Source organism: Bacteroidota bacterium (assembly GCA_013360915.1).
Classification (GTDB): Bacteria; Bacteroidota; JABWAT01; order JABWAT01; family JABWAT01; genus JABWAT01.
The window spans coordinates 37,414-62,446 of sequence record JABWAT010000010.1; the positions used below are offsets into that span (position 1 = coordinate 37,414).

Genomic DNA, 25,033 nt, shown 5'->3' on the forward strand with positions numbered 1-25,033 from the left:
CAACTACTCACAAACCGGAGGTTACTTGTGAAAAAGACAGCCGCACTCCTGCTGGCCATGACTCTGCCATTCGGCGCCATGGCCGGAGGATTCATGATTCCCGAACAGGGAGCCAAACCATCTGCCCTTGCCGGCGCATTTACCGGTCTGGCAAACGACCCTTCAGCCATTTATTTCAATCCGGCAGGTATTTCCTTTCAGAAGGGAATCAATATTCTGATCGGATCCACTTTCGTATCCCCTGCCAGTCAGTTTCAGGCAGTTGATGTGTCCAATACACTTCACAAGCAGAAGGAATTGTTCTTTGTTGTTCCTCAAGTCTTTTTCACCATGGAATGGGAATATGGCCTGACGTTCGGAGCGGGTGTCTATGCACCATACGGTCTTGGTACCGAATGGGAAGCCGGCTGGCCCGGAGATAATCTCAGCCGGGAAATCCACCTGGAAAACATTCATTTTGCCGGCGTGGTCTCGTATCAGGTGATGGAAAACCTGTCGGTGGCCGGCAGTTTTGCATGGTCAACGGCCAAGGCCACTCTGGAGCGCAAAGCAGAATCTGCCGGTCTGGCAGGTGATGTCGGTCTGGAAGGAACCGGATCGGGCCTTCACTGGGGTGTTTCTGCCCTTTACAAACCACTTGACCTGTTATCGATCGGTGTCAGTTACCGGGCCGGAACTGAGCTGGAAATGACCGGGGACATTGAAATCTCCGGAGAAAAAACCCCTGCTGCCAGCGCCAACGAAGGAAAAGGTAAAGTGGTCCTTCCTTTGCCTCAGACCCTGAACATCGGGGTGGCTGTCCAGGCCTTGCCCGAATTGATTCTGACCGCCGATTACAACTACAACGGCTGGTCGGCTTATGAAAAACTGGAAATTGAAAACACCGACCAGAACCGGGTTCTCAGCTCTTCTCCGCGTAACTGGAAAAACACCTCCACCTACCGCTTTGGTGCCCAATACACCCTATGGGAAACCCTGGACCTTCGTGGTGGCTTTTTACGTGACGAAGATCCGGTTGAAACCAAGTATTCTGAACCATCGCTTCCCGATGCCGGGCGGACTGGTTATACGCTGGGTGCCGGATACCGGTTGTTCGAAAATGTATCGGTTGACGCCTACACTCTGTTCCTTTTCTGGGATAAGAAGGAAGTCAATGATAACGAGTTCAATTTCAACGGAACTTATCAGACCTACGCCACCCTTTTTGGTGCCAGCGTCAGTATTAATTTTTAATCGGGAGCCCAATCAGTTATGAAAACAATTAAACTACTTTCTGTTCTGGTGCTCGGTGCCTTTGCGGCCGGATGCGCCGACTTTGATGATGATTCAAAGACACAAACCACGGGTTCTGCCAATTTCACAAAATACGTTTCCATCGGGAACAGCATCACAGCCGGTTATCAGTCCAGCTCACTGTTCGAAGCAGCCCAGCTGAGAGCCTATCCGAAACTGATCGCTTCCCAGGTCGGAACCAATTTTGCCATCCCGACCGTGGCCGGTGATGGAATTGGCGGACGGATCAAATGGAATGGCTCCTTTGTCGGGTCCTCTCCTGCATTTACCTACGCGCCTCTTGCTGGCGGCGCCCCCAACAATGCCGGATATTATGCCACTGCCAATTACAACAATCTTGGTATTCCCGGAATGATTACGGTAATTCCCGGCACATCCGCGCTCGGTAATGCCACCGATTACTTTGATGTGAATGTCAATAACACAGGATCGGATGCACTGGTCGGACCAGGCGGCGTGGGCGGATCGCGTGGAAATCCCTATTTCAATGTGGTTCTGCGTAACGGTACAAAGGGAACCAGTGTGTCTGCTGCCGTTGACAGCCTGAAGCCCACCTTTGTGACTCTGTGGCTCGGAAATAACGATGTGCTTGGTTATGCCACCAATGGCGGAACCAGCCCGTCTGCCCCCACCGATGAGACGGTTTTTGAAGCCAAGTATGCTGCCATTCTGGATCATGTCCTCAATCTGTCCTCCGCACCCAAAGTTGCAGTTGCCACCATTCCGAACGTGGTCACAATTCCGTTCTTCACCACAGTTAATCCCGGTCTGGCTTCCAGCCTTCCTTCCGGAGTATCGCTTCGTTTCCAGAAGAGTACCGAATCGACTGCGGTTGGATCTGGAACCGCCACAGCGGCTGAACTGCGTGCCTATAAACACATGGTTACCTTGCTGGCCAGCAGTCAGCTCGGCAAACTGGGTCAGCCTTACGGTGGCTGGATCAAACGGCTGGCTGATTCACAGAACCTGACCGTGGCTCAGTTTTATGCCGCTGTACTGGCACCTGCAGGTGTGGATACCACTCAGGCTTTCGGTCTTCATCCCCAGAATCCGCTTCCCAATTATCTGATTCTGGATGAGGATGAAATTGTGAAGGCTGCAACTGCGGTGGCCATGCTGAATGGAAAAATCAAATCCATTGCAGCTGCTTCAGCCCGCTCATCGCGCGTGGCAGTGGTGGATGTCAATGCAGAATTCACCCGGGTGGCCAACGCCACGGCAGCCGGTTCTTCGGTTGCCTTTCAGGGCATTCCGGTTACCACTGCTTTCATCACCGGCGGATTGTTCTCCTATGATGGTGTGCATCCATCCGATCTCGGACATGGGTTGATCGCCAACATGTTTATTCAATCCATCAACGCCAAGTTCGGTGCCTCCATTAAGGAAATTCAGTTGCAGGGTTTGGCAGGCGTCCGTTTTGGAAAGGCTGCACCCAACACCCACCTGAATGTGGTGATGCCTGAAGGCAGTCTCGATAACATGCTTCGTGCGGTTGGTGCGTTCTGAGGTTTGTACCAATCCGTTTCACAAAAAACCCCGGTTATGCCGGGGTTTTTTGTTTACAGAATTCCTGATAAATCAGTCTGGCATGCTGGCCGACAGTTTTTCCCAGTCGACGTACAGTCTGGCGATGGTTTTCTGCAGGTCGTCATACTGCTTCGAGTGATCCATCATTTCCCTGGTGGTTTTTTTGGTGAACCCGGGTGAGGCCATCTCAGCTTCCAGTTCCTTCATCTGTTTTTCCGCCTTTTCGATCTGCACTTCCACCTTCCGGATGGCTTCGCGGTGTCCCCGTTCACCTGCTGAACGCTTTGCGCGTTCTTCGGCTTCGAGCCGTTTTTGCTCTTTCGTCTTGTATCCGGCCGTTGTGGAAGGCGAAACGACTTTTTCCTCTCTCGCTGTTTTTTCCACTGGCTGACTGATGGCTGGTTTCCAGACCCGTTCGTAGAAATCGAGATAGCCATCCATGTAGGTCTTCATCACTTTGTTGTGAATAAAGACCACCTTGTTGCAAACCTGATCGAGAAAGTACCGGTCGTGGGAAATGATGATGAGGGTGCCATCGAAATCCTGAAGGGCTTCCATGAGAAGTTCCTTTGATTCCATATCCAGGTGGTTGGTTGGCTCATCCATGATAATCAGGTTATGCTGATTCACCAGCAGTTTGGCCAGCGCCACCCGGGCTTTTTCTCCACCAGAGAGAACGCCAATGTTTTTAAAAACATCATCGCCTTCGAACAAAAAACATCCCAGCAGATTCCGGACTTTCGGGCGGAACGCCGCCGGTGATTCGGCCAGCACTTCATCGATGATGGTGTTGCGAAGATTCAATTCCTCGACCTGATGCTGTGCATAAAAGCCAACCTTAACCTGGCTGCCGATTTTCAGTTCTCCTTCTGTCACGGTTTCCCTGCCGAGAATCATTTTCACCAATGTGGATTTTCCCGATCCATTCAGTCCGGCCAGCGCCACCCGATCCCCTCTTTCGACCATCAGGTCGGCGTTTTCGAACAGGCAATTGGATCCGAACCGTTTCCCGAGATGCTTGCCTTCCACCACGGTCCGGCCGCTGCGGGGAGCTTCCGGAAATTCGAAGTGAATGCGTTTCTCACCCGACGCCAGCTGGATTTTATCAATTTTTTCGACCTGTTTAATCCGGGACTGGACCTGACGGGCTTTTGATGCCTTGAAACGGAACCGTTCAATAAACCGGTTCAGCTGGGCCAGTTGTCGCTGCTGATTGGCATACTGGGCCATGAGTTGTTCTTCGCGGGCGACCTTTTGTGCCTCATAAGCGGTGTAATTTCCTGCATACTCGGTCAGTTTGCCATTGTCGAGTTCAAGAACCCGGCCCACGATGGCATCCAGAAAGGTTCGGTCGTGTGAAACCAGGATCAGCGCGCCCGAGTACGATTTCAGGTGGTTTTCGAGCCAGTCGAGCGTTTCCAGATCGAGGTGGTTGGTCGGCTCATCCAGCAGCAGGTAGTCAGGTTCGGCACAAAGCAACCGGGCCATGGCCATCCGCATCCGCCATCCACCCGAAAACTCCCGGACCGGCCGCGAGAAATCGGCCACTGAAAAACCGAGCCCCATCAGAATCGATTCTGCACGTGATTTAAGTGTGAAACCATCCGACTGCTCGAAACGCTGCTGAAGGGTTCCGTAATGGTGAAGCACATCGTCGAGATCGGGATCTCCGGCGGCGCTTAACCTTGCAATTTCATGTTCAAGTTCCCTCAGCTGTCCCTCGATAGAAAGCACCGATTGAAAGGCATCAAGAACAGAATCGAGCAGAGACCGGTCCCCGGCCTCGACTGAGAAATCCTGTGCCAGATATCCCAGTTCAATGTTTTTTGCCCGGTGTACCTCACCCGAATCGGGCTGGACTTCACCGAGGATAATTTTCATCAGGGTCGATTTTCCGCGACCGTTGGCGCCGACAATGGCAATTCGGTCTTTGACGTTGATCTGAGTGGATACACCGTCGAAGACAACCTGATGGTGGAACTGGAGTTTTATACCGGAAAGAGTAATCATGGGGTGCAAAAATAGACGGACAGCGTGTGAAAACAGAATGCGGAACCAGTCACCAGCCGGGAACTCAACAGCCAACCGATCCGGTTTAACAGCAGCAGAACCGACTCACCGGCTGACAAACCGGACTTTGATGGTTATTTTTGTGAGTGGAAAGCAGGGACCGATATGAGCACATTCACCCAGATTGATCTTGAGATTGAGACCCTGACAGGTCAGGAAGAGCCCGAGGCGCGTGTTGTACTGTTCAACGACGACTACCACACGTTTGATGAAGTGATCATTCAGATTATGAAGGCTTGCAATTATTCCCCCGAACGCGCCGAGCAGATTTCACTCATCGTCCATTTCAAGGGAAAAGCCACGGTGATCACCAGTTCTTTCCAAACCTGCCAGGAAGTGGCAGCCGTACTTCAGGAAATTGACCTTCTGGTGGAAATTGAACCCATCAGCCAGGAAAAGAATTCCTGATTTTTACCCCTTCAGAACCGTTAACACTTCACCAATCAGGTCGGGATTGGCCGATACGGCATTGGGACCGTAAATCGTGTCCTTTCCATCCCAATCTCCAAACCATCCACCGGCTTCTTTCAGAATAATCCCGAAGGGAGCACAATCCCACGGATTCATGAGCGGATCGAGCGCCACATCGGCACGGCCAGCCGCGACGAGGTAATGACCATAGGCATCGCCCCAGGTGCGGTAAAACTTGCATTCCTGCAAAAGCCTGGAGGCCCCGGCAGCCTGCGGCACAGCAGACGCATGACGCAGGTCGGTGATCATGACCCGGGCATCCTTCAGCCGGTTAACCGATGACACCCGAACCCGGCATCCGTTGATCCAGGTCCCCATTCCTTTGGCGGCCACCATCATTTCGCCCAGTGCAGGGAAATTGGAGATTCCCAGAACCACTTCCCCTTCGATTTCCAGACCGATCAGATTCGCGTAAAACGGAACCCCGGTGATAAAGCTTTTGGTGCCATCGATGGGATCAATGATCCATTTATACGGACTGTCACGGCCATCATCACCGAATTCTTCTCCGATGATGCGATGGCCGGGAAAACGTGCCTGAATGGCTTGCCGGATCATCATTTCGGCTTCACGGTCGGCGATGGTGACGGGGGACTCATCGGCCTTGGAATCGACCTGCAGATCGGTCTGATAATAGGCGAGGGTCCGTTTACCTGCGGTATCGGCTAACCGGACCGCAAAATCGACCAGATCGGGGAGTGTGGGTGTCATGAGGTTTCCTGCAAAAAACACAAAGGTCGGTGACCGGGCAGGAAATTCCGACCCGGCCCGTCGCTTCTAACACCAATTTAACGACGGGTCAGCGCCATCAGGTCGGCAAGGGGAATGGGCTGATCTGAGAAAAAGGGCTCGGCAAAGGCAGTCCCGATCTGGTACCCGTAAAACCGCAACCGGGCCTGAAGCTGCTCGGAAAATTCGGGACGGGAAATCCAGGTTTCCTTCTCGTTGCTGTCATGACCCGGAACAAAAAACTGACTTTTATACGCCCGGAAGGCTTGCAGACGGGCTTCTTCATGTCCGGTAATATCGACAATCACATTGGGTTCGAACGGTTCGGCCAGCATGTAGTAGAGGTAAAATTTTGGTCGCCAGGCCGGCAGATCGGCCACCGGAATGCCTACCGGCCATTTTTCTGTACCTGCGTAGTAAATACATTCCTTCACCAGTTTCGAGGCATTCACATGATCGGGGTGCCGGTCGCTGAAGTAAGGTAATATGACCAGGTCTGGCTGATACTGTCTGATTTTCTGAATCACCCGGGCTTTATTTTCCCGGCTGATGTCGATATGTCCATCGCTGATGTCGCAATTGTCGCGTACCGTCAGTCCGAGAATACGGGCAGCCTCTTCAGCTTCGGCTTTACGGATGGCGGGCGTTCCCCGGGTTCCCAGCTCGCCACGAGTCAGGTCGACAATACCCACTTTTAATCCGGATGAGGACAGCTTATGAACCGTTCCCCCGCAACCCAGTTCCACATCATCGGGGTGTGCCCCGAAAAATAAAACGTCTGTTTTTTGTATCATGCCTGCAAAACAACCACATGGCCGTTTGAATTCCAAAGCGACACACGGCTGGTCTTTTAACAGACTTTACGGTATTTTTTCGGTTTATCACAAAAGGAGTCGTTATGACACTGACATGGATTATCACCGGGATTGTTGTCTTTATTTTCCTGATCGGGATTCGTCTGGTTCGCCCGACTCACCGGGCCCTGGTCGAGCGGCTTGGAAAATATCACCGGTTTGCGCATCCGGGTTTTAACTGGATTATACCGATGATTGATACCATGTACCGGGTCAACATTACCGAGCAGATGGTTGATGCACAGCCACAGGAAATCATTACCAATGACAATCTGAATGCCATGGTGGATGCACAGATTTATTACAAGATCAAAATTGACGAAGTGAGTGTGAAAAACTCACAGTACAATGTAAGTAATGTGAATGTCCAGATTGTATCGCTGGCGCGCACCACTCTGCGGAATATCATCGGAACCATGACCCTGAAATCGGCCAACAGCGAACGTGGACGCATCAACAACGAACTGGTGTCGGTGCTGATGAAAGAAACCCACAACTGGGGAATCGATATCGTTCGTGCAGAACTGAAACAGATCGATCCGCCAAAGGACGTTCAGGAAACCATGAATAAAATCGTGAAGGCTGAGAACGAGAAAATTTCAGCCATTGATTATGCAACAGCCATGGAAACCGAAGCCGATGGTGAAAAGCGGGCAGCAATCAAGAAAGCAGAAGGGATTCGTCAAGCCCGGATATTAGCAGCTGAAGGGGAAGCAGAGGCCATCCGACTGGTCAATGAAGCTGCAGACCGGTACTTTATTGGCAACGCTCAGTTACTCAAGCGTCTCGAAACAGTCGAAAATTCGCTGAAGACCAATTCGAAGGTAGTGGTTCCTTCGAACACCGAACTGGTCAATGTCATTGGTGACATGGCCGGAGTTTTACCGCTCGACAAGGTGGGTCGGTAACACCGGAAGGGAATTCCGGTAACCACCTGCTTGTTTTCCTCTATCAAAGGCGATAGCCGGAATGACTTCCGGTTATCGTTCTTAGTGGTTTTTCAACCTGCTTTACCGACAACCCAATGACGCTGACAACCGAAAACATTCTCCTGATTGGTTCTATCCTGCTGTTCCTTTCGCTACTGGCAGGAAAAACCACATCCCGGTTCGGCGTTCCTGTGCTGATTCTCTTTATCGGAATCGGCATGCTGGCCGGATCAGATGGGATCGGAGGAATTCATTTTGATAATCCAAAAACCGCCCAGTTTATCGGTATTGTAGCCCTGACATTTATTCTTTTCTCGGGTGGATTGGACACCGACTGGCAAACAGTCAAACCCATCTTGTGGCAAGGACTGTCGCTTTCCACCGTTGGTGTTGTCCTCACAGCCACTTTTGTGGGAATTTTCGTCTGGGCCATCACCGATTTCACCATTTATGAAGGCCTTCTGCTCGGATCGATTGTTTCTTCGACCGACTCGGCCGCCGTCTTCTCCATTCTTCGATCAAAAAACCTGGCACTAAAGGGAAACCTGCGTCCCACCCTGGAACTGGAAAGCGGAAGCAACGACCCGATGGCCTATATTCTGACCATCGTTTTTACCGGATTGGTGATCAATCAGGACTCGTCATTTATTTCCATCCTTCCCATGTTTATCCGGCAGTTGCTGATCGGGGCGTTACTTGGATTTCTTTTTGGAAAAGTAAGCACACTTGTTATCAACAAAATCACACTGGATTATGAAGGATTGTACATCGTTCTGGTTATTGCACTGATGTTCTTCAGTTTTTCAGCAACTGATTTCATTGGCGGCAACGGATTTCTGGCTGTGTACATCGCTGCAGTGTATCTGGGAAACCAGGAATTAATCCACAAGAAAAAAATCCTGAAATCCTTCGATAGTTTTGCCTGGCTGATGCAGATTATTCTATTTCTGACACTGGGTCTGCTGGTATTTCCCAAGCAGATCATTCCCGTTATCGGAATCGGGTTGCTTCTATCAGTATTTCTGATTCTGGTGGCCAGGCCACTCAGCGTTTTTCTGTCACTCGCGCCGTTCAACCTTCAGCTCCGCAGCCGGTTGCTGGTCTCCTGGGTGGGATTGCGTGGCGCTGTGCCCATCGTATTTGCCACGTACCCGATGATTGCGGGTGCCGATAAAGCATCGATGATTTTTAATATCGTCTTTTTTATTTCCATCACATCGGTACTGATTCAGGGAACCACCCTGCCCATGGTTGCCCGATGGCTGCGTCTTACATTACCGGTCAAGCTTAAACAACGTACACAGACCGATCTGGTGATGAATGAGGGGGTGATGAATACCCTTACTGAAATCAGTCTGCCGGAAGGATGTCTGGCCGTGGGAAAGCAGGTTGTCCAGCTGGGGCTCCCGAAGACCACCACCATTTCCATCATCCAGCGGAATAACCACTATCTGACACCTGGCGGGAACACCGTGCTTCAGCCACATGACAAACTTTTTATTCTGGCCGAAAATGAAGAATCACTCTTAAATGTATTCGATTGTCTTGGGTATAATCCTCCCGCTTCCTGAACCCATTTCAAAAAAAAGGGACTGCCAATCAGACAGTCCCCACATATTTTCGGAATCGGTTCTTCTTCAAGTTCAGGCCGGCCAGATTCCTTTTTGAAAACTGGTACTTATTTCGCAGACTTTACCACATCCTGAGCTTCATCGACGAAATCATTTCCCCAATCCTTGATGATGTCTTCATAAACCAGGTCGTACACATCTTCCCCATCCATTCCACCGATGGGAATTTTCACCTCAACCCAGGGAGTGTTTCCAAACAATTTTACTGCGGCCGATTCCGATTTGGATGGTTTCTTTTTCGCCACCCATTTATTCAGTTCATCCACCACTTTCTGCCGGTTGGCATCGCTGGTGTTTTTCACCTGAATGGATACCACGCACGTGGTTCCGAAATTGTCGAGCTGGACCGATTTGGTGCCTTCGTTCTGGCTCCAGTTCCAACGCCCGCCAGCCGATTTATCGTCCTTCGCCTCATACCCTTCCAGTTGCATCACATACGCAAATTGCGGTTTATTCCAGGTGCTTTGCTTGTTCTTCATCAGTTTCTTTTTGGTTTCCAGTTCTTCCCACTTGAGGTAGTAGTTGTAATTCCAACCAAGCGTAACAAAGAAATAGGCAATCCGCTCACCCAGATCAGAAGCCGTCATTTCATTACCGGCAAATAAAACGTTACCAGTCACTTTCAGATAGAGTTTTCCCTCTTCATAGTATTTTTCAGCCTTTACATCCAGGTCTTCGAATTTATCGAACTCATCGCGGATCGTTTTGGTCAGTTTTTCAGGATCTGCCGGTTTGATGAGCGTATCGGCTTCGAGCGTGAAAAATTCCATGGTAATCATCGGACCCAGATTCATAATGGAACCCGGTCGTTTGTAGTACCGGATTTGCCCGTCTTTCGCCCCTTCCCACCCGTAAGTGGCCGCAATCACCACATTCCACGCACCTCCGGGAAGCGGCGAATCGGCTGGTTCTGCCAGATAGGCCGGTAACTGGGTTCCGTCATCGAGAACCAGCGCAGAATTATAATCAAGAGACATGGACCGGTTAATCGCATACTGCATACACCGCGGACCAAACTCTTCCCGATCGGATTGAAACATCACATTGTGCGAAATGGAGGGATCACAATCATCCTCCTGCGCCCACCCGGTTACGGAAACCAACATCACCAATAAACCAACCACGAGCTTCATGTGTACCTCCTGTGAATAATTCCGAACAAGATAAGACGGATTTAATCTGACACACAAGAGTAGCGCCGTACAAAAACCGGTTCCAATCATTAGAAATCCGAACCCGGAGACCCGACTTGTTTGTTATAGCATCAAACTTTACAGGAAAACCATGTTAAAAAGACTTTTGCCATTGCTGCTTCTGACTGCTGTTCCGCTGACCACCCTTGCCTTAAATGCAGGAGGGATCATTACCGGGCAGGTAACCGATAAAATCACCCGGCAGCCGATTCTGGGTGCCAACATTCTGGTGGTTGAAACCGGCACCGGAGATGCCACCGATGCCAGCGGGACATTTACCATCTCGGGTCTGGAACCAGGCATCTATTCCATCCGGGTGTCCTATCTGGGGTATCAGTCGGTCACCCGAACCGACATTGTGGTCAGCAATGTTTCCTTTACGAAATTGACGATTGATCTGGAACCGCAGGATCTGGAACTGGAAGCCGTCGAAATCACCTCATCCTATTACCGGACCAGCACCGATGCTGTTACCAGCCTTCAGAATTTTTCCTATGAAGAAATCCGTCGTGCACCAGGTGGAAATGAGGATGTGATCCGCGCTATCTCGGTGGTACCGGGAGTCGCCGCACAGGCTAACGGCCGCAATGACCTGGTCGTCCGCGGCGGAGGTCCGACCGAAAACCTGTTTCTGATCGATGGACTCGAAGTCCCGAACATCAACCACTTTGGGACGCAGGGTGCCACCGGCGGACCCTTGTCGCTGATCAATCTGGATTTTGTAGATGGAACCGACTTCTCCACCGGCGGATTTGGTGTCCGGTACGGTGACCGGCTGTCTTCGGTGACTTCCATTTCTCTTCGGGAAGCACGGACCGACCGGTGGGGTGGCAAGGCAACTATTTCGGGCTCTCAGTTTGGGGCAAATGCAGAAGGTCCGCTTGGGACAGCCGGCAGCAACATGCACCTGAGTGTCCGCCGTTCCTACCTTGACTGGATATTCAAAGCGGCCGGGTTCGGATTCATTCCCCAATACTGGGACTTTCAGACCAAAGTGGTTTACCCGATTTCAAATACCGACCGGCTCGATTTCTTTGCAATCGGCGCACTGGATGATGTGATTTTTAACAGTGATACGCGGGAGAAGCGTCTATCCAACAGTCAGATTCTGGGAAGTGATCAGAATCAGTACGTCACGGGTCTTACCTGGCGCCGTGTGTCGTCCTCGGGACTATTCACACTGACCGGCGGTCGCACGTACGTTGATTTTTCCTCACAGCAGGCCGATACCACCGGTGCCATCTTCTTTGACAACCAGTCCTTTGAAGCTGAGACTTCCCTCCGCGGAGAGTACATCACCCGGCTGACACCCGTGGTGGAACTTACGGTGGGAAGCCAGATCAAACGGGTCGAAACCAATTCGAAACTGTTTCTGAACAATTTCTCCGACCGGTTCGGAACGGCCTTTAACGGTATTAATTCGGACAACACCCTTACCGGATGGAAATGGGCCGGTTACTTTCAAACAGCGCATGAATGGAGCAACCAGTTTGATTACACCGTCGGACTCAGAACCGATTACTTTTCGGAATTGCGCAATGAGTGGTCCCTTTCTCCCAGGTTGGCAGCCGGTTTCAACATGAACGAACTGACCCGCTTTACCGGATCGGTCGGATTGTACCATCAGACCCCGCAGCTGACCTGGCTGGCCAATAATCCAACCAATCGTCAGTTGGATCAGATCCGTGTGGTTCAGACTGTTTTTGGTTTTGAACGGATGCTTCGGTTCGATACCCGTTTGCGGGTGGAAGTTTTCCAGAAAAATTACCGGAACTATCCTGCCAGCACCGTCCGTCCATACCTGGTGTTGTCGAATGCAGGTGCCGGATTTGGTGGCGGTGAGGATGGATTCAGCAATTTTGGTTTTGAGCCATTGGTGAGTGAAGGGAAAGGCTACTCACAGGGAATTGAATTTTCCGTCCAGAAAAAACTGAGCGAGGTCCGGTGTTACGGAATTGCTTCTCTTACCATCAGCGAGGCTTACTTTACAGCGGTCAACGGGAAGGAGTATAAGAGTTCATATATGCAACCGATTCTGTTCAATCTTTCCGGCGGATACCAGATCGACAATCACTGGGAGGTGGCGCTGAAATTCAGGGCGGCCAGCGGACTTCCTTACACACCGTTTAATCCGGATGGAACCCGTGATGTGGCCCGGTACAATCAGGATCAGCTGGCTGTCACCCATCAGCTCGATGTGCGGGTGGACCGCCGGTGGAATTTCACGGGATGGAATCTGATCACCTATCTGGATGTGCAGAATCTGTACAACCGGAATAATGAATTTTCTGCAAGCTGGGATATTGAGAAAAATGAAGTGTCCCGTTCCGCCGGTATTGGAATCCTGCCTGTAATCGGCATTTCAGCAGAATTCTGAGAAACGGGATCAGTTTAATTCATTTATGGCGGCCGGCAAAGTGACAAAAAACCGGCTGCCCTTTCCGGGTTCACTTTCAGCGCGGATAGTACCACGGTTTTTCATCACCAGTTCGCGGCACAGAATGAGTCCGATTCCGGTGCCCGGTTCGTTACCGGTCCCGGGTTTTTGAAGAGACCCTTCTTCGCTCCACAGGCTCTGCAACGTATCGGGTGACATGCCGGTACCGTTATCCTCAAACACCACCTGTATTGCATCAGTCTTTTTGACTGCTGCCACACGGATGGTTCCTCCGAGCCAGGAATACTTGATGGCGTTGCTGAGCAGGTTCCGGAAAACAATCCTCAGCGTATTCTGATCGGCCACTACCAACAGGTCAGGATCTATCTGCACATCCATGTCGATGGATTTGGTGATCAGGCTTCCGTTCACATCCTTCAGAGCAGCATCAACAATTCCCCTCAGATCAACCGTGCCGGGTTTGAAAGTCAGACCGCCCGATTGGGATTGTGTCCATAAAAGCAGATCAGTCAGTAATTGATGTCCTGCCTGTGCGGCCGCATAAACCTTACTCATTTGTTTTTTCAGATGAGCCGTGTCATACTCTCCCAAATGAGTCATGATCAGATCCAGATGAGCCATGAGGCTTCCTGCCGGACCTTTGAGGTCATGCGACAACATTTTCATGATCCGGTCCTTATCCTGATTGAGCCGGATGAGTTCTTCGTTTTTTTGTTGAATGGAAAGAAACTGACGTTTTTTCTGGAAATAATTACCCAGCAATTCGGCTGCGGTGCTAAGCAGAACCACATCGGTTTCGGGCAGGAGAGTTTCAGAGAAAAGATAGTCAAATCCGATATACCCAAACCACTCATTCTGAAGAAAAATGGGGAAAATCAAAATGGTTTTAATACCCTGTGGTTCCAGAATTTCCCGTTCCATTTGCGGGAAATCGCGTACATGTCCGCTCATAACCTGATGAGAGGAAAGCTGGTCCCTTAACCGGCCAAGTCCGGACTTTTCATAGGATAGTTTCTGAAGAATCTCGTTGTCAATCTGAGGTTCAACCCCGGGCACGCACTGTTCAAACGTCTGTCTGCACAACAGGTCCCCATCCTCGTCGGAAAAATTTTCGAAAATATAAGCCCGATGAGCTTTGGAAATCATGAGCATACTCATGAGGGTTTTATTCACAGCATCGGGTGTATCGTGGGATAATTGAAACGCTGCCTGACTGATGGCTGTTTCATACCGGATCCGGTCCTGAAGGGACTCTTCCTCAGGCTTTTCAAAATGAATTTTCCGGGCAATGAGACATGCTCTTTTTACAGACAGGTGTTGGTGGCCTGAAGAAACCACGGTCACCATGACCGTTACCGGCGAACCGGAACGGGCTTTGATTTTTAATGTACCAAACCAAGGTACATTTTCGAGAGAAACAAGATCGGGAAGAGCCAGATTCATCGGTGAACCTGCCACCAGAAACTGACCGATGGAGTGACCGGGGAGACCACCGGGAGGAGTATCGAACAGCCGGTCCGCTTCGTGATTAGCTGCCAGAATCTGATTGCCTGGTCCAATCAGGAGCATGGCCTCGCTCAGATGATTGGCAACAGAGAAATCAAGAAAGAAGGATTCCAAATTGATGACCTTTCCCTGCCTGTCCGGGATGGATCATGAACCGATCCATTCCGGCAGGTAAGGTAGTAAGCCCAATCTAGTTTTCCAATAGATTCCGTGATTGAACCCCTGGTTATTTCGGTGGTCTTAATGTTGAGGGTAGCGGCTTTCTTTCAATCGACGAATGTCCATGGAGAATCCGCCAGCCGGCGGGGTACTGTTTCATGGTGAGTGACAGCGTTCCGTGATCATACAGGCTGTCACCGGTATTAAGCCGGTACAGATGATCATACTCGACGGTGACTGCTGCGGTTTTGGGGTCGAGCAACTGAACATCAAGTGTATCGATGGTCAGCCGCTGATACTGATAGCGGGTTTTATATTGCGAGTATGCCCTTTTCATCCCCTCAGGGGCCACGTAACGGATCCGGCCATCCTCGATCCAATGAAAACGTTTATCATCGGCCAGGTAGGTAAAGGCGGAATCGTAGTTTGCATCATTCAGATACCTGAAGTATTGAGTAAAAGTGGCGGTGACTCCTGCTTTCAGTTCTTCATCGGATTGAACGGGGGTTTCGGGAGCCGTGCATGCCGTTAATACCAGTAAACCGGAAAGAATATACAGTTTCATTTTACACCTCCTGCTGAAGAAAACAGTCAGGAGGCCGGGTTTGTTCCCCGCCAATTCAGCAGACGACCGGTCACCTCAGAAAAACCAGCCGGCCCCTCCTCCGTGGTGGAAGCGAGCCCTGGAGGAACCGGTTCCCCACCCAGCCACCAGCCTTCATCAGCGGATGCCAGCATACCCAGATCATTTTCTCCATCACCTGCCGCAACCAGAAAAAACGATTTTACCCTGTTTTGCTCCAGCCAGACCCGCAGAAACTCAAGGGCCTTTTCTTTTCCGGCCGATTCATGCCGGAGGGTGATGTATCGGGTTCCCGGATCTGCAATCATTTTCATTGATCTGAGCCATTCTTCAGGCAAAGACCTGTTAACATCACCGGAAGGGAACAACAACGTTTCGGAATATTTTTTCTGGCGGGCTCTTTCTGCCATTCCCAAGGTTAATCCTGTTGCTGAAGCCAGCTCCTCTGCAGAACATCTGGTCATCAGTCTGATATCGGCAGGTAACCGGCTGATCAATGCTTCTCTGACGGGCTGGATGGAAAATCCAGCCGGAACCAGCGGGATTTCCTTCCACTCAAATTCACCCGCATCGGGCGACAGAATCGTCCATCTATCCGGAACGTGAAAGGCGCTGCCATTTTCGGAAAAGAAGGGAACGGGAAGAGCAAGGCCCTCACACAATGCCTGCTGTTCTGCTGCGGTTTTTGAAGAAGAAAAAACAACTGGAATTCCGGCCCGGATTAAAGACCGGAGGCATGCATCATTACCATCCCACTGGTACGTAAACCGGTTTAACACGGTACCATCCAGATCGGTCAGCAGGATGGGGACCTCAGAAGTCATGAAGGTACCGATCCTGCTGAAAAATAACCTTTGCTTTTTCCATTGGATACTGTATCAGGGCCGGATAAATACGAGGCCGGTCGGGTTCCTGATCTTTCTTTAGAATCCGTTCCTTTCTCAAAAGTCCCGTGATTTCAGTTTTCAGGGTAGACGAGGTAACCGGACTGTGATAAATGACGCTCATGGACTGATGAATCATATCACGGACATGTTCAGACCCCTTTGATTCGTGGAGGTGTGGATTTCTGGATTCAACCTGAAAGATTTCGATGGGATCCTGTAACGATTCTGCCGGAAGATTTAAACCCTGAATTCCCCCGAATTTTTCGAAAATTCCGATAAAATTATACGTTTCCACTGCAAAGCCCGATGCAATCCCGATCCGGGTTGCCAGATTCATGCTCATCGCATGTTCCCCTGCATTTCCCGTTTTGATAATATCGGTTTCGAAACCGGTGATCAGGCTGATTAACCGGTTCAGCACCTGATTGGTATGCCGGCTGGCCCTTCCCCATTTGGAAAAAACCAGTGAGGAGTCAATGGCTTTTGGTTTCGAATGCCATAATATCCGTGACATGTGAAAGGGCGACTTGCTCATGTTAAAGGAAGCCGAGTAGATTCTGACATACTCCATGACGGCACCCGGGAAATAATTGTCTGCATCAATAAATCCGATGTGTGATTTACCGAGTAACTGTGCCAGCAGAATTCCTGCAAGCATTCCTTCTGCCTTGCCCATCCGCAGAGACCCCTGACCGCTAACCACCTCGTGATATCCCATCAGGGTGAATAATTCAGCCAGGTGCGGATCGGTCTGGTGAATCATCAGATAGGGTCGTTTTGAAAACTGGCAGAAATTATCCACCGTGTTACACTCCATCTGAAACCGGTTGATGGGTTCGTGTGCACTGGCAGAAATTATGATGGGAAGGCAGTGCTGGGGGAGGCCGCAAAGAACACCCTCGAGCAAACGAAGTCGTTCGTTTTTTACCGGTATCACAATGGCCATGGTCTCTTCCACAGACCTCAGGCGTTCATAGTCAACCGATTTAACAACAAAATACCGGTCGATGGCCCGGCGGGAAGGAATGGGGGAAGAGTCGAATCCGTAAATTTTCTGGGTATCGTAGATCAGGGCGTTTCCCACCCGCTCAAATGATCGGGGAAGTTCGATCAGCATGAAAGCCTCCTCTGGTCATTGATTCTTAAAGAATGTAACCAGAGGGACTTTCCAATTCAATTGGAGGAAGAAAAACAGGAAATGGGATTTGTGAAAATTAATTTACCGGTGAATCCTGAAATCTCCCCGGGTAACCTCATCGCGCAGACTATCGGGATCCCAACCCGCGTCGGTGGTTTCTATCTGGCCATCGGCCTGAATGATCCGTTCCAGCGCTGCAATTTTCTCACGGGCGGCCCGAATATATCCGACCTGATCTTTCGATCCGGCAGCCAGTTCCCGAAGGTAAATCTCATCATGCCGAAGAAACGTTTGTGCCGCCCGGTGAGCCTTATGGGCTCTGAATCCGAGCAGACGCAATGCATCTACACCCATCCGAAGGGACGTATCGAGGGTATCGCGGTAAACACCGTCTATACCGGCGTTGATAAAGTGGTATGCATCGGGCCTGTCAATGGCTCTGACCAGAATTTTCAGGTGAGGAAAATGCTGCTGAACCGTATGTACCAACGATTGGTTTTTATCGGCATCGTCAAATGCAATAATGATCACCGATGCATGATGGGCACCGGCCGCATGGAGCAGTTCCAGACGGGTCGCATCGCCATAAAACACCTGCAACCCCAGTCGTCTGATCAGATCAACCCGGTCCGCATCATCATCAAGAACGGTCAGATCGATTCCATTGGCCTTCAGCAGGCGCCCGACGGTATTTCCAAACTGATCGTAGCCGGCAATGATCACCGGGGTTTCCCCATGAACCATATCGGCTTCCCGTGAGGGTGTTTCGGTGGTTCCGAACCTGGGCAGAATCACCTTCTCGTTCAGAAGGATGGCGAGCGGAGTCAGTGCCATGCTGATGGCCACAATGGCAATCAGCGTCCCTGCCAGGTCTGAAGTGAAAATGGAACTCTGCATGGCAAAGGAAATCAGAACAAAGGCAAACTCGCCCACCTGTGACAGACCAACAGCAAAGACCAGATTCTGACTGGTTGTCATTCCGAACAACCGGCCAAGTGCAAACAAAATCAATCCTTTGACCACCATGAGCAGGATCACCAGTCCAAAAATGAGGCCCGGCGAGCTGGCAATCAGTTCAAAGTCGATGGAGGCACCCACCGAAATGAAAAACAGACCCAGCAACAACCCTTTGAAGGGTTCCAGATCGCTGATGAGTTCATGGCGGTATTCGCTGGTTGCCAGCACCACTCCCGCCAGAAAGGTCCCGAGTGCCGGACTGAGGCCCACCAGACTCATGAGCATGGCGATGGCAATCACCAGAAAAAGAGCTGATGCTGTGAAGAGCTCCTGCAACCGGGTCTTTGCAATAAACCTGAAGGCGGGCTGAACCAGAAACCGGCCTCCGAGTACGATCACAGACACGGCTCCGATTACAGTAAGCGTTTGCAACCAGGCCGGCCAATGGGCAATGAGGCTGGAATGACCCGCTCCGGCCGGTTCACCCGTTGCCAGAAGCGGAAAAACGGCGAGAATGGGAATGACGGCAATATCCTGAAACAGCAGGACGGAAAAACTGCTCTGACCCGCGGCCGTTTTCATCAGCCCCTTTTCATTCATGGTCTGCAGAACAATCGCTGTTGAGGACATGGCCAGCGTCATCCCGATGGCAAGTGCCGGTTTCCAGTCCAGACCGAGCAGTATGCATCCGGCTGCCACAACCAGCATGGTGACCAGAACCTGCAAACCACCCAGACCGGCAATGGAAGCGCGCATTCTCCACAAAAGCCGCGGTTCGAGTTCCAGACCAATGATAAACAGCATCATGACCACACCGAACTCGGCCACATGCATCACATCATGCCCATCTCCGCCCACCAGTGACAGGACCGAGGGTCCAATGATCATTCCGGCAATGAGATAACCCAGAACCGAGCCCAGACCCAGACGGTGGGCAATGGGTACCGACAGAACAGCCGCTGCCAGATAGATAAACGCCTGAAAGAAAAACGAATCCATCAGCGCACCTCCTTCAGAACCGGCCACTCTGAGGCCAGTTCGATTCCTTCTGCAGTCTGGTTGGAATAGTCTCCATCCCGGAAGGCTTCCAGCAACCGGATGTAACGTTTAATTTCCGAATCCAGCTCCTCCGGTTGGATACGATGTGCGCCCTGAATGGCCAGCGGGGGCAGATAATGCATGCCGCAGAGATAAAATGTCTGATCGAAGGGAGACAGAAAATCACGAAGGGAGAACCGGTTAAATCCGCTTCTTTGGTAAGCCATGGCCGGGCCGCCGGTGGTGACAATCTGCAGGATCGATTTTCCTGCCAGTGCAGTTCCCTTCGATCCGTATGCCCAGCCATGTTCGAGCACCAGATCGATCCATTGCTTGACCAGCGGCGGACAGTTGTACCAATAAAACGGATGCTGAAGAATGATGCGGTTGTACCCGGTCAGACGTGCTTGTTCGGCCTGAACGTCAATGTTATAATCGGGATAGCACTCGTACAGGTCATGCAGGTGAATTCCATCAATCTGACTGGCCGCACGGATCAGTTTCTGGTTGATTCGTGATTTTTCATAGGCCGGATGGCCAAAGAGTAATAAGACTGGTTCCATGGGGCAAAAATAATCGGAAGGACTGATAATCCGATCTCAGCAACTCCGGATGACCCCACTCACAAAAAAGTGAGTTACCGGGTCAGCCGGTGGAAACGCCAGGAAAGCAGAATTGCCGACATGGCAAGTCCGAGTGACAATCCGGCCCAGAGACCATAGACTCCCCAGTCCAGCCAGAAGGCGGTAATGGCTCCCACGGGGATTCCGATTACCCAATACGCCAGAATGGTAATGGCAGTGGGAACCGCCGAGTCCTGAACGGCACGCAAAATCCCAAGTCCGACCGCCTGCACTCCATCGGATATCTGAAACACGGCAGCAATCAGCAGCAGCATGGAGGCCGTATGAATCACCGCCTGATCGGGGGTGTACATCATGGGAAGCCAGGGATGCAGCAAGATGAAAAGGAGTCCAAATCCCGCCATCATCAATCCGGTGAAAACCAGAACCTGGAATCCGGCAATCCGCTGCATGGCACGGTCATTCCGTCCCAGGTAATAACCCACCCGAATCGAACCGGCGGCTGAAAATCCGGTGGCAACCATGTAGGTCATGGAGGCCAGGTTAATCGCCACCTGGTGTGAGGCCATGGCCGCAGTCCCGATCCATCCGCACATGATGGATGCAAACGTAAAGGCAGCCACTTCGAAAAAGTACTGAGCACCACTTGGCAAACCGACGGACAGAATTTTCCGCATAACCTCCCGGGAAGGCACCCAGTGTCTGATCAGCGGAAGATAGGCGCGAAGCGAGGGCAGCAGCGGGAGTGTGGCAACCATGAGAAGCGCCATCACCACCCGGGAGAGGAATGTGGCCCAGCCGGCCCCATCCAGTTTCAGGGCCGGAAATCCCCACGCACCGTAAATCAGGGCATAATTGGCCACGATATTTAACACCAAGCCGATCCAGGTCACAATCATGGAAGGACGGGTAAAGCCAAGCCCGTCGACATACTGCCGGACGATCTGAAACAGGTAAAGCGGAATCACCGACCAGGCGAGAATTTTCAGATAGCTGGCGGCCAGCGGCACCACTTCAGCCGGAAGGTTCATCCACGCAAACAGATCAGCCAATCCCCAGATAACCGCAAACGACAGCATCGATGCCGGAATGGCCACATAAAAACCAGCCGTGAGAACAACGGGTGCCCGTCCGGGTTGTCTCGCCCCCAATTTTTCACTCGTCAGCGGGGACAGAACGAAGGTGAGTCCAAGACCGAAGACCATGATCAGGAAAAACACCCCGTTGGCCACGCTGGCAGCAGCGAGATACTCCTGCCCCAGCGGACCGATCATAATGGTATCGAAAAAGGCAAAAAGAATATGTCCGACCTGACTGACCACCACCGGCCAGGCCAGATGCATGATTTCTTTGATTTCCAGCCGGTTCGCTCCGGCAAAGAGGTTTCTGATTGACATGGCCCGAAGATAAAACCCATTCTCAATAATCCCGATCCGCCATGCTATCCAAACACACCCACCCGCCTGATTTGCCATCGGCCGGAAATTTACCCATTTTCCGCTTCATGCTAAAACCGCTTTTTTCACTCATTTTTTGTGGTCTGATGTTGATTCCGGCCACTTCCGGCGCTCAACGGTCCTGGATGGTTATTTCAGGGAAATATGCAACCGTCGAATACCCTTCCGGATTTGAAACCATTGCCGATTCCCTGCTCAAAATCGCCGAGCTTTCCATCCCTGAAATTGCCGCTATGACAGGGGTGACTTCAGACCGGTTTACCGGTAAACCCACCCGTATCATTCTCACCGATGCACCCGATGTATCGAATGGGTATGCCATCTCGAATACGGTGGTTATCTATGCAACTGCCTCGGCCTATGTACCTTTCTGGACCGGGACAGTCAACTGGTACCATCAGGTGCTCACCCATGAATTGGTCCATCATGTCACGTTCAGGGCTTTTGAGCGCAAATTGTCCCCATGGCTCGGGGCCGGACTGGTTCTCGATGTTCCCCGATGGTTTCTTGAAGGAACCGCGCAGTATTACTCAGAGTACTGGAATACCTACCGGGGAGATCTTTACCTGAAAAATGCGGTTCTGGAAGGACGTTTTTCCCTCGCGTCAATCAATTCCCTCGAAGATGGACGGCTGCTGTATGCCGGCGGACATGCCCTTGTCCGCTATCTGGCCGATCAGTATGGTGATTCTTCCCTGATCAGACTCATGAATCATGAGGCCGACGGTTGGGTGTATGATTTTAATGCCGCTTTTAAATCGGTGTACGGAAAGTCGGTGGCAGACTTGTTTCCCGACTTTCACAAACATCTGGTTTTGTACTACGGTGGGCGTTTTTCAGAATGGCCGGTAAGAAAACCCGGCGTGAAGGTCCCGATTGCCGGCTTTCAGGTGAATCAGGTTGTGCCGCTGTCACCCGCCGACTCACTGTATCTGCAGGTAGCCCGTCTGGACCGGAATCACCTCTACGGCACCCTTCGCGAAATCGGATGGAAACAGAAGAAATCTGAAATCATCCGGACACATTCCAACACCATTTCGACCGATGTTCTGCTTTCACCCGACCAGAAATGGCTGGCCTGGGGCGAGCCTTACCGTTTCACCGATCTGGATCAGGATGGTCTTTCCATGACCTGGAAAATCAGCAACCGTGATGGATCGGTGCTTTCCACACCGGTCAGCGGAATCAGGGCCACCAATGGCCTGATGACCGATTCCACCCTGATTCTGGTGGAACAAACCGGTCAGGTGAGCCGATTGATCGCCTTCCCTGTTTCCGGCGGACTTTCCGATACACTTCTGACCACCCCGATGCCAGTCGGACGGTTATTCCCCGATTTCAGACCTGGGTTTCTTCTCGCCGAGGTACAGCAATCCAACGGCGACCGTGATGTGTTTTCCTGGTCAGCCAGAACCGGTCTGACCCCGGTTACCAATGATCGGGTGGATGACCGGCTTCCCATCTCCCTGAATGACAGTCTGCTTGTGCTCACCCGGTATGGAAGTGAAGTTCCGCAAGCCACCTTGCTGAACCGTAAAACCGGCACCTTTGTTCACTCACCGGATCTTGCTGAAACCTTCACCATCGGGTATCATCCAGACAATGGCGTTTTACTCCGGTCTCTTCAGACTGGCGGAAAACCGCTGTTTCACTGGATGAAGCCAGACAGCCTGTTCTCTCCGGCCGTCACATCATTTGCGCCGGCCGTTCCACCAGCCCGTTACCGCACCTGGACCGAACGGAATCCGGAATTCGGTGAAGTCAAAATCCTTCCCGACACCACCTTTCCTTCTCCCAACCGGGAACGACTGGCGTTTCCGCATCTCAGATCTGAAAACCTGATGTCCTTCGCTCTTCCGCTGAAAGATCAGCGCGGATGGCTGATTTCCGGTTTCACACTCTGGATCGAGCCCCTTCAGCGGCAGGTTCTGATGTTCGCAGGTGATGTGGCCGTTGAAGACCCTTCCCAATCGGTTTTGGCGGCTTTCTGGATGGTCCGGGCATGGGATCTGATGTTTACCACATCTGTTTATAACGGACCTTCGGTTTTTGCCTATCAGGGATCGTCTTACCTGGAATCGGATCAGACCATTGGGCAGTTCGCCATTTCAAAATCCTTTTATCCCGGCGGAAGCAGCCGCTGGTCGGTGACACCCTCGCTTTCCTATTACTACCATCAGCGAACCTGGCCACGCGGAACCGGACTTCCCTCCTCCACCACTCTTCAGGGTCCCGAAGCTGGTCTGTTGGTGGCATGGTCACGCCCAACCCTCTGGTCTGGTGCGCTTTCAAACTGGACTTTCTATACCGGGGCCAATGTATTTCAATCGGTTGGGTCCGGGGATCTCACGGCTTCCGCCCTCAACCTGGGTGGCGGAATTCCGCTGGGATGGGAACGGCTTGGACTTAAAACCGACTGGAGTTATGTCTCCCTTTCCGGCAAAGCGCTGGCGGGGTTCCAGGTGGGAACCGACCGGTTTTACCAATGGGATGTTCCGCGCGACTACGGTCTGACACGGGTGATCCGGGGTCTGTCAAGGGATATCACCGGACGGCAGATGATCTGGGGAAGCACGGCTCTCAATCTGCTGCTGGCCGAGCGGACTCCTCTGCGTCTGCTGGTGCTGCCGGTAAATCTGTTAACCATTGGCGGTTTCACGGATCTGGCCCGGATTGACAGTGATCTGGTTTATTCGGTGGGTGGCGAACTTGGTTTTGGCGAAGGGGGTATTCGGTTTAACACCGGATACGCCTATGCGGTCTCGCCGGGAGTTCCCGATAACGAGACCTGGTACCTGCAACTGCGGCTGTCACCGGTGCTTCAATGATGGGTCAACCTGTGATTCCGGTCAGCACCCGCCCGCTGAAGTCGGCCACGTTTATTTCGGACGTTCATCTGGGCATTCAATCGCCCGGGGTGGAAAAATCGAAGCAGCAGGAACTGATACAGACATTGGAGTGGGCCTTTCACCACACCGATGCCGTTTTTCTGGTTGGTGACATTTTCGATTACTGGTTCGAGTATAAGGAAGTGGTTCCCCGCGGATACACCCGCTTTTTCGGACAACTGGCCCGGATGACCGATGCCGGTTATCCGGTGGTGTATTTTTCAGGAAATCACGATTTCTGGCTGGGAACCTACTTCACCAATGAACTGGGAATTGAAACCCGGTACGATCCTTTACGTCTGACCATCGGCGGGAAACTGGTTGAAATTGCACATGGAGACGGGTTAGGTCCGGGAGACCATGGATACAAAGCCCTGAAATGGCTGCTGACCCGGGGTTGGGCGCAATGGATGTATCTGAAACTCCACCCGAACTGGGGAATCGGTCTTGCCCGGTGGGCCAGCGGAACGTCACGGCATCTGACCGAGGATACGACCGATTACGGCGATCAGGAACGGCTGATTATTCATGCCAGAGAGCGACTGAAAGCCGATCCGTATGACCTGTTTATCTGCGGGCACCGGCATGTCCCCAAAATTCTGAAACTTGGGGAACCGCGTGGCCATTACATCAACCTCGGTGAATGGCTCTGGCACCGGAGTTACGGGGTGCTTTCAGACGGACAGTTCACCCTGCGCCAGACCAACGGAACCATACTGGCATCAACACAGCTTTAACCCA

At 51.7% G+C, this 25,033-nt stretch carries 19 protein-coding genes; 8 read left to right on the forward strand and 11 right to left on the reverse strand.

The features are described 5' to 3' along the window. Positions 1 to 27: 27 nt before the first annotated feature. Complete coding sequence (locus HUU10_11230) at positions 28 to 1,233, forward strand: outer membrane protein transport protein (GenBank protein ID NUQ82170.1); 1,206 nt, start codon at positions 28 to 30, stop codon at positions 1,231 to 1,233. A gap of 18 nt (positions 1,234 to 1,251) precedes the next feature. Continuing rightward, a complete protein-coding gene (locus HUU10_11235; protein ID NUQ82171.1) occupies positions 1,252 to 2,799 on the forward strand; it encodes a hypothetical protein in 1,548 nt (515 codons plus the stop codon). 72 nt (positions 2,800 to 2,871) lie between these two features. On the opposite strand, the gene HUU10_11240 is transcribed toward HUU10_11235, so the two are convergent. Then, positions 2,872 to 4,830: an ABC-F family ATP-binding cassette domain-containing protein gene (locus tag HUU10_11240; protein ID NUQ82172.1), complete on the reverse strand. Its 1,959-nt coding sequence runs from the start codon at positions 4,828 to 4,830 to the stop codon at positions 2,872 to 2,874. 165 nt (positions 4,831 to 4,995) lie between these two features. On the opposite strand from HUU10_11240, the gene HUU10_11245 reads away from it, so the two are divergent. Continuing rightward, positions 4,996 to 5,298 carry an ATP-dependent Clp protease adaptor ClpS gene (locus HUU10_11245; protein NUQ82173.1) on the forward strand — a complete coding sequence of 101 codons (303 nt, stop codon included), beginning with the start codon at positions 4,996 to 4,998 and terminating at the stop codon, positions 5,296 to 5,298. A gap of 3 nt (positions 5,299 to 5,301) precedes the next feature. On the opposite strand, the gene HUU10_11250 is transcribed toward HUU10_11245, so the two are convergent. Both HUU10_11250 and bshB1 read right to left on the reverse strand, forming a co-directional pair. Further along, on the reverse strand, positions 5,302 to 6,072 hold the full coding sequence (locus HUU10_11250) for an inositol monophosphatase family protein (protein ID NUQ82174.1): 771 nt from the start codon (positions 6,070 to 6,072) through the stop codon (positions 5,302 to 5,304). A 77-nt stretch (positions 6,073 to 6,149) separates the two neighbouring features. After that, on the reverse strand, positions 6,150 to 6,884 hold the full coding sequence (gene bshB1, locus HUU10_11255; GenBank protein NUQ82175.1) for a bacillithiol biosynthesis deacetylase BshB1: 735 nt from the start codon (positions 6,882 to 6,884) through the stop codon (positions 6,150 to 6,152). A gap of 104 nt (positions 6,885 to 6,988) precedes the next feature. Here bshB1 and HUU10_11260 point away from each other — a divergent pair, with 104 nt between their 5' ends. Next, a complete protein-coding gene (locus HUU10_11260) occupies positions 6,989 to 7,852 on the forward strand; it encodes an SPFH/Band 7/PHB domain protein (GenBank protein ID NUQ82176.1) in 864 nt (287 codons plus the stop codon). Positions 7,853 to 7,968: 116 nt separating this feature from the next. Continuing rightward, positions 7,969 to 9,444 (forward strand): potassium/proton antiporter, encoded by a 1,476-nt coding sequence (locus HUU10_11265; protein ID NUQ82177.1) that lies wholly within the window; start codon positions 7,969 to 7,971, stop codon positions 9,442 to 9,444. Between the two features lie 107 nt (positions 9,445 to 9,551). On the opposite strand, the gene HUU10_11270 is transcribed toward HUU10_11265, so the two are convergent. Next, positions 9,552 to 10,637 (reverse strand): hypothetical protein, encoded by a 1,086-nt coding sequence (locus tag HUU10_11270; GenBank protein NUQ82178.1) that lies wholly within the window; start codon positions 10,635 to 10,637, stop codon positions 9,552 to 9,554. 151 nt (positions 10,638 to 10,788) lie between these two features. Between HUU10_11270 and HUU10_11275 the strand changes: the two genes are divergently transcribed. Beyond that, positions 10,789 to 13,074 (forward strand): TonB-dependent receptor, encoded by a 2,286-nt coding sequence (locus tag HUU10_11275; protein ID NUQ82179.1) that lies wholly within the window; start codon positions 10,789 to 10,791, stop codon positions 13,072 to 13,074. Between the two features lie 9 nt (positions 13,075 to 13,083). On the opposite strand, the gene HUU10_11280 is transcribed toward HUU10_11275, so the two are convergent. From HUU10_11280 to HUU10_11310, 7 genes are all read right to left on the reverse strand, one after another. Then, entirely contained in the window at positions 13,084 to 14,715 is a 1,632-nt protein-coding gene (locus HUU10_11280; GenBank protein NUQ82180.1) for a HAMP domain-containing histidine kinase, read from the reverse strand. 112 nt (positions 14,716 to 14,827) lie between these two features. Continuing rightward, on the reverse strand, positions 14,828 to 15,325 hold the full coding sequence (locus tag HUU10_11285) for a nuclear transport factor 2 family protein (protein ID NUQ82181.1): 498 nt from the start codon (positions 15,323 to 15,325) through the stop codon (positions 14,828 to 14,830). A 26-nt stretch (positions 15,326 to 15,351) separates the two neighbouring features. After that, complete coding sequence (locus HUU10_11290; GenBank protein NUQ82182.1) at positions 15,352 to 16,167, reverse strand: HAD-IIB family hydrolase; 816 nt, start codon at positions 16,165 to 16,167, stop codon at positions 15,352 to 15,354. Continuing rightward, positions 16,157 to 17,347, reverse strand: a complete 1,191-nt coding sequence (locus tag HUU10_11295; GenBank protein NUQ82183.1) for a mannosyl-3-phosphoglycerate synthase — start codon at positions 17,345 to 17,347, stop codon at positions 16,157 to 16,159. Before HUU10_11295 ends, HUU10_11290 begins: the two co-directional genes overlap by 11 nt. 102 nt (positions 17,348 to 17,449) lie before the next feature. Beyond that, a complete protein-coding gene (locus HUU10_11300) occupies positions 17,450 to 19,324 on the reverse strand; it encodes a cation:proton antiporter (protein ID NUQ82184.1) in 1,875 nt (624 codons plus the stop codon). Then, on the reverse strand, positions 19,324 to 19,926 hold the full coding sequence (locus HUU10_11305; GenBank protein ID NUQ82185.1) for an NAD(P)H-dependent oxidoreductase: 603 nt from the start codon (positions 19,924 to 19,926) through the stop codon (positions 19,324 to 19,326). Before HUU10_11305 ends, HUU10_11300 begins: the two co-directional genes overlap by 1 nt. A 74-nt stretch (positions 19,927 to 20,000) precedes the next feature. Then, positions 20,001 to 21,344, reverse strand: coding sequence for an MATE family efflux transporter (locus HUU10_11310; protein ID NUQ82186.1), 1,344 nt, complete (start codon positions 21,342 to 21,344; stop codon positions 20,001 to 20,003). Between the two features lie 41 nt (positions 21,345 to 21,385). On the opposite strand from HUU10_11310, the gene HUU10_11315 reads away from it, so the two are divergent. Together HUU10_11315 and HUU10_11320 are read left to right on the forward strand one after the other, a co-directional pair. Beyond that, the gene (locus HUU10_11315) at positions 21,386 to 24,232 is read left to right on the forward strand and encodes a hypothetical protein (GenBank protein ID NUQ82187.1); all 2,847 of its coding nucleotides are present in this window, start codon (positions 21,386 to 21,388) and stop codon (positions 24,230 to 24,232) included. Further along, entirely contained in the window at positions 24,229 to 25,029 is an 801-nt protein-coding gene (locus HUU10_11320; protein NUQ82188.1) for a UDP-2,3-diacylglucosamine diphosphatase, read from the forward strand. Before HUU10_11315 ends, HUU10_11320 begins: the two co-directional genes overlap by 4 nt. Positions 25,030 to 25,033 lie beyond the last annotated feature (4 nt).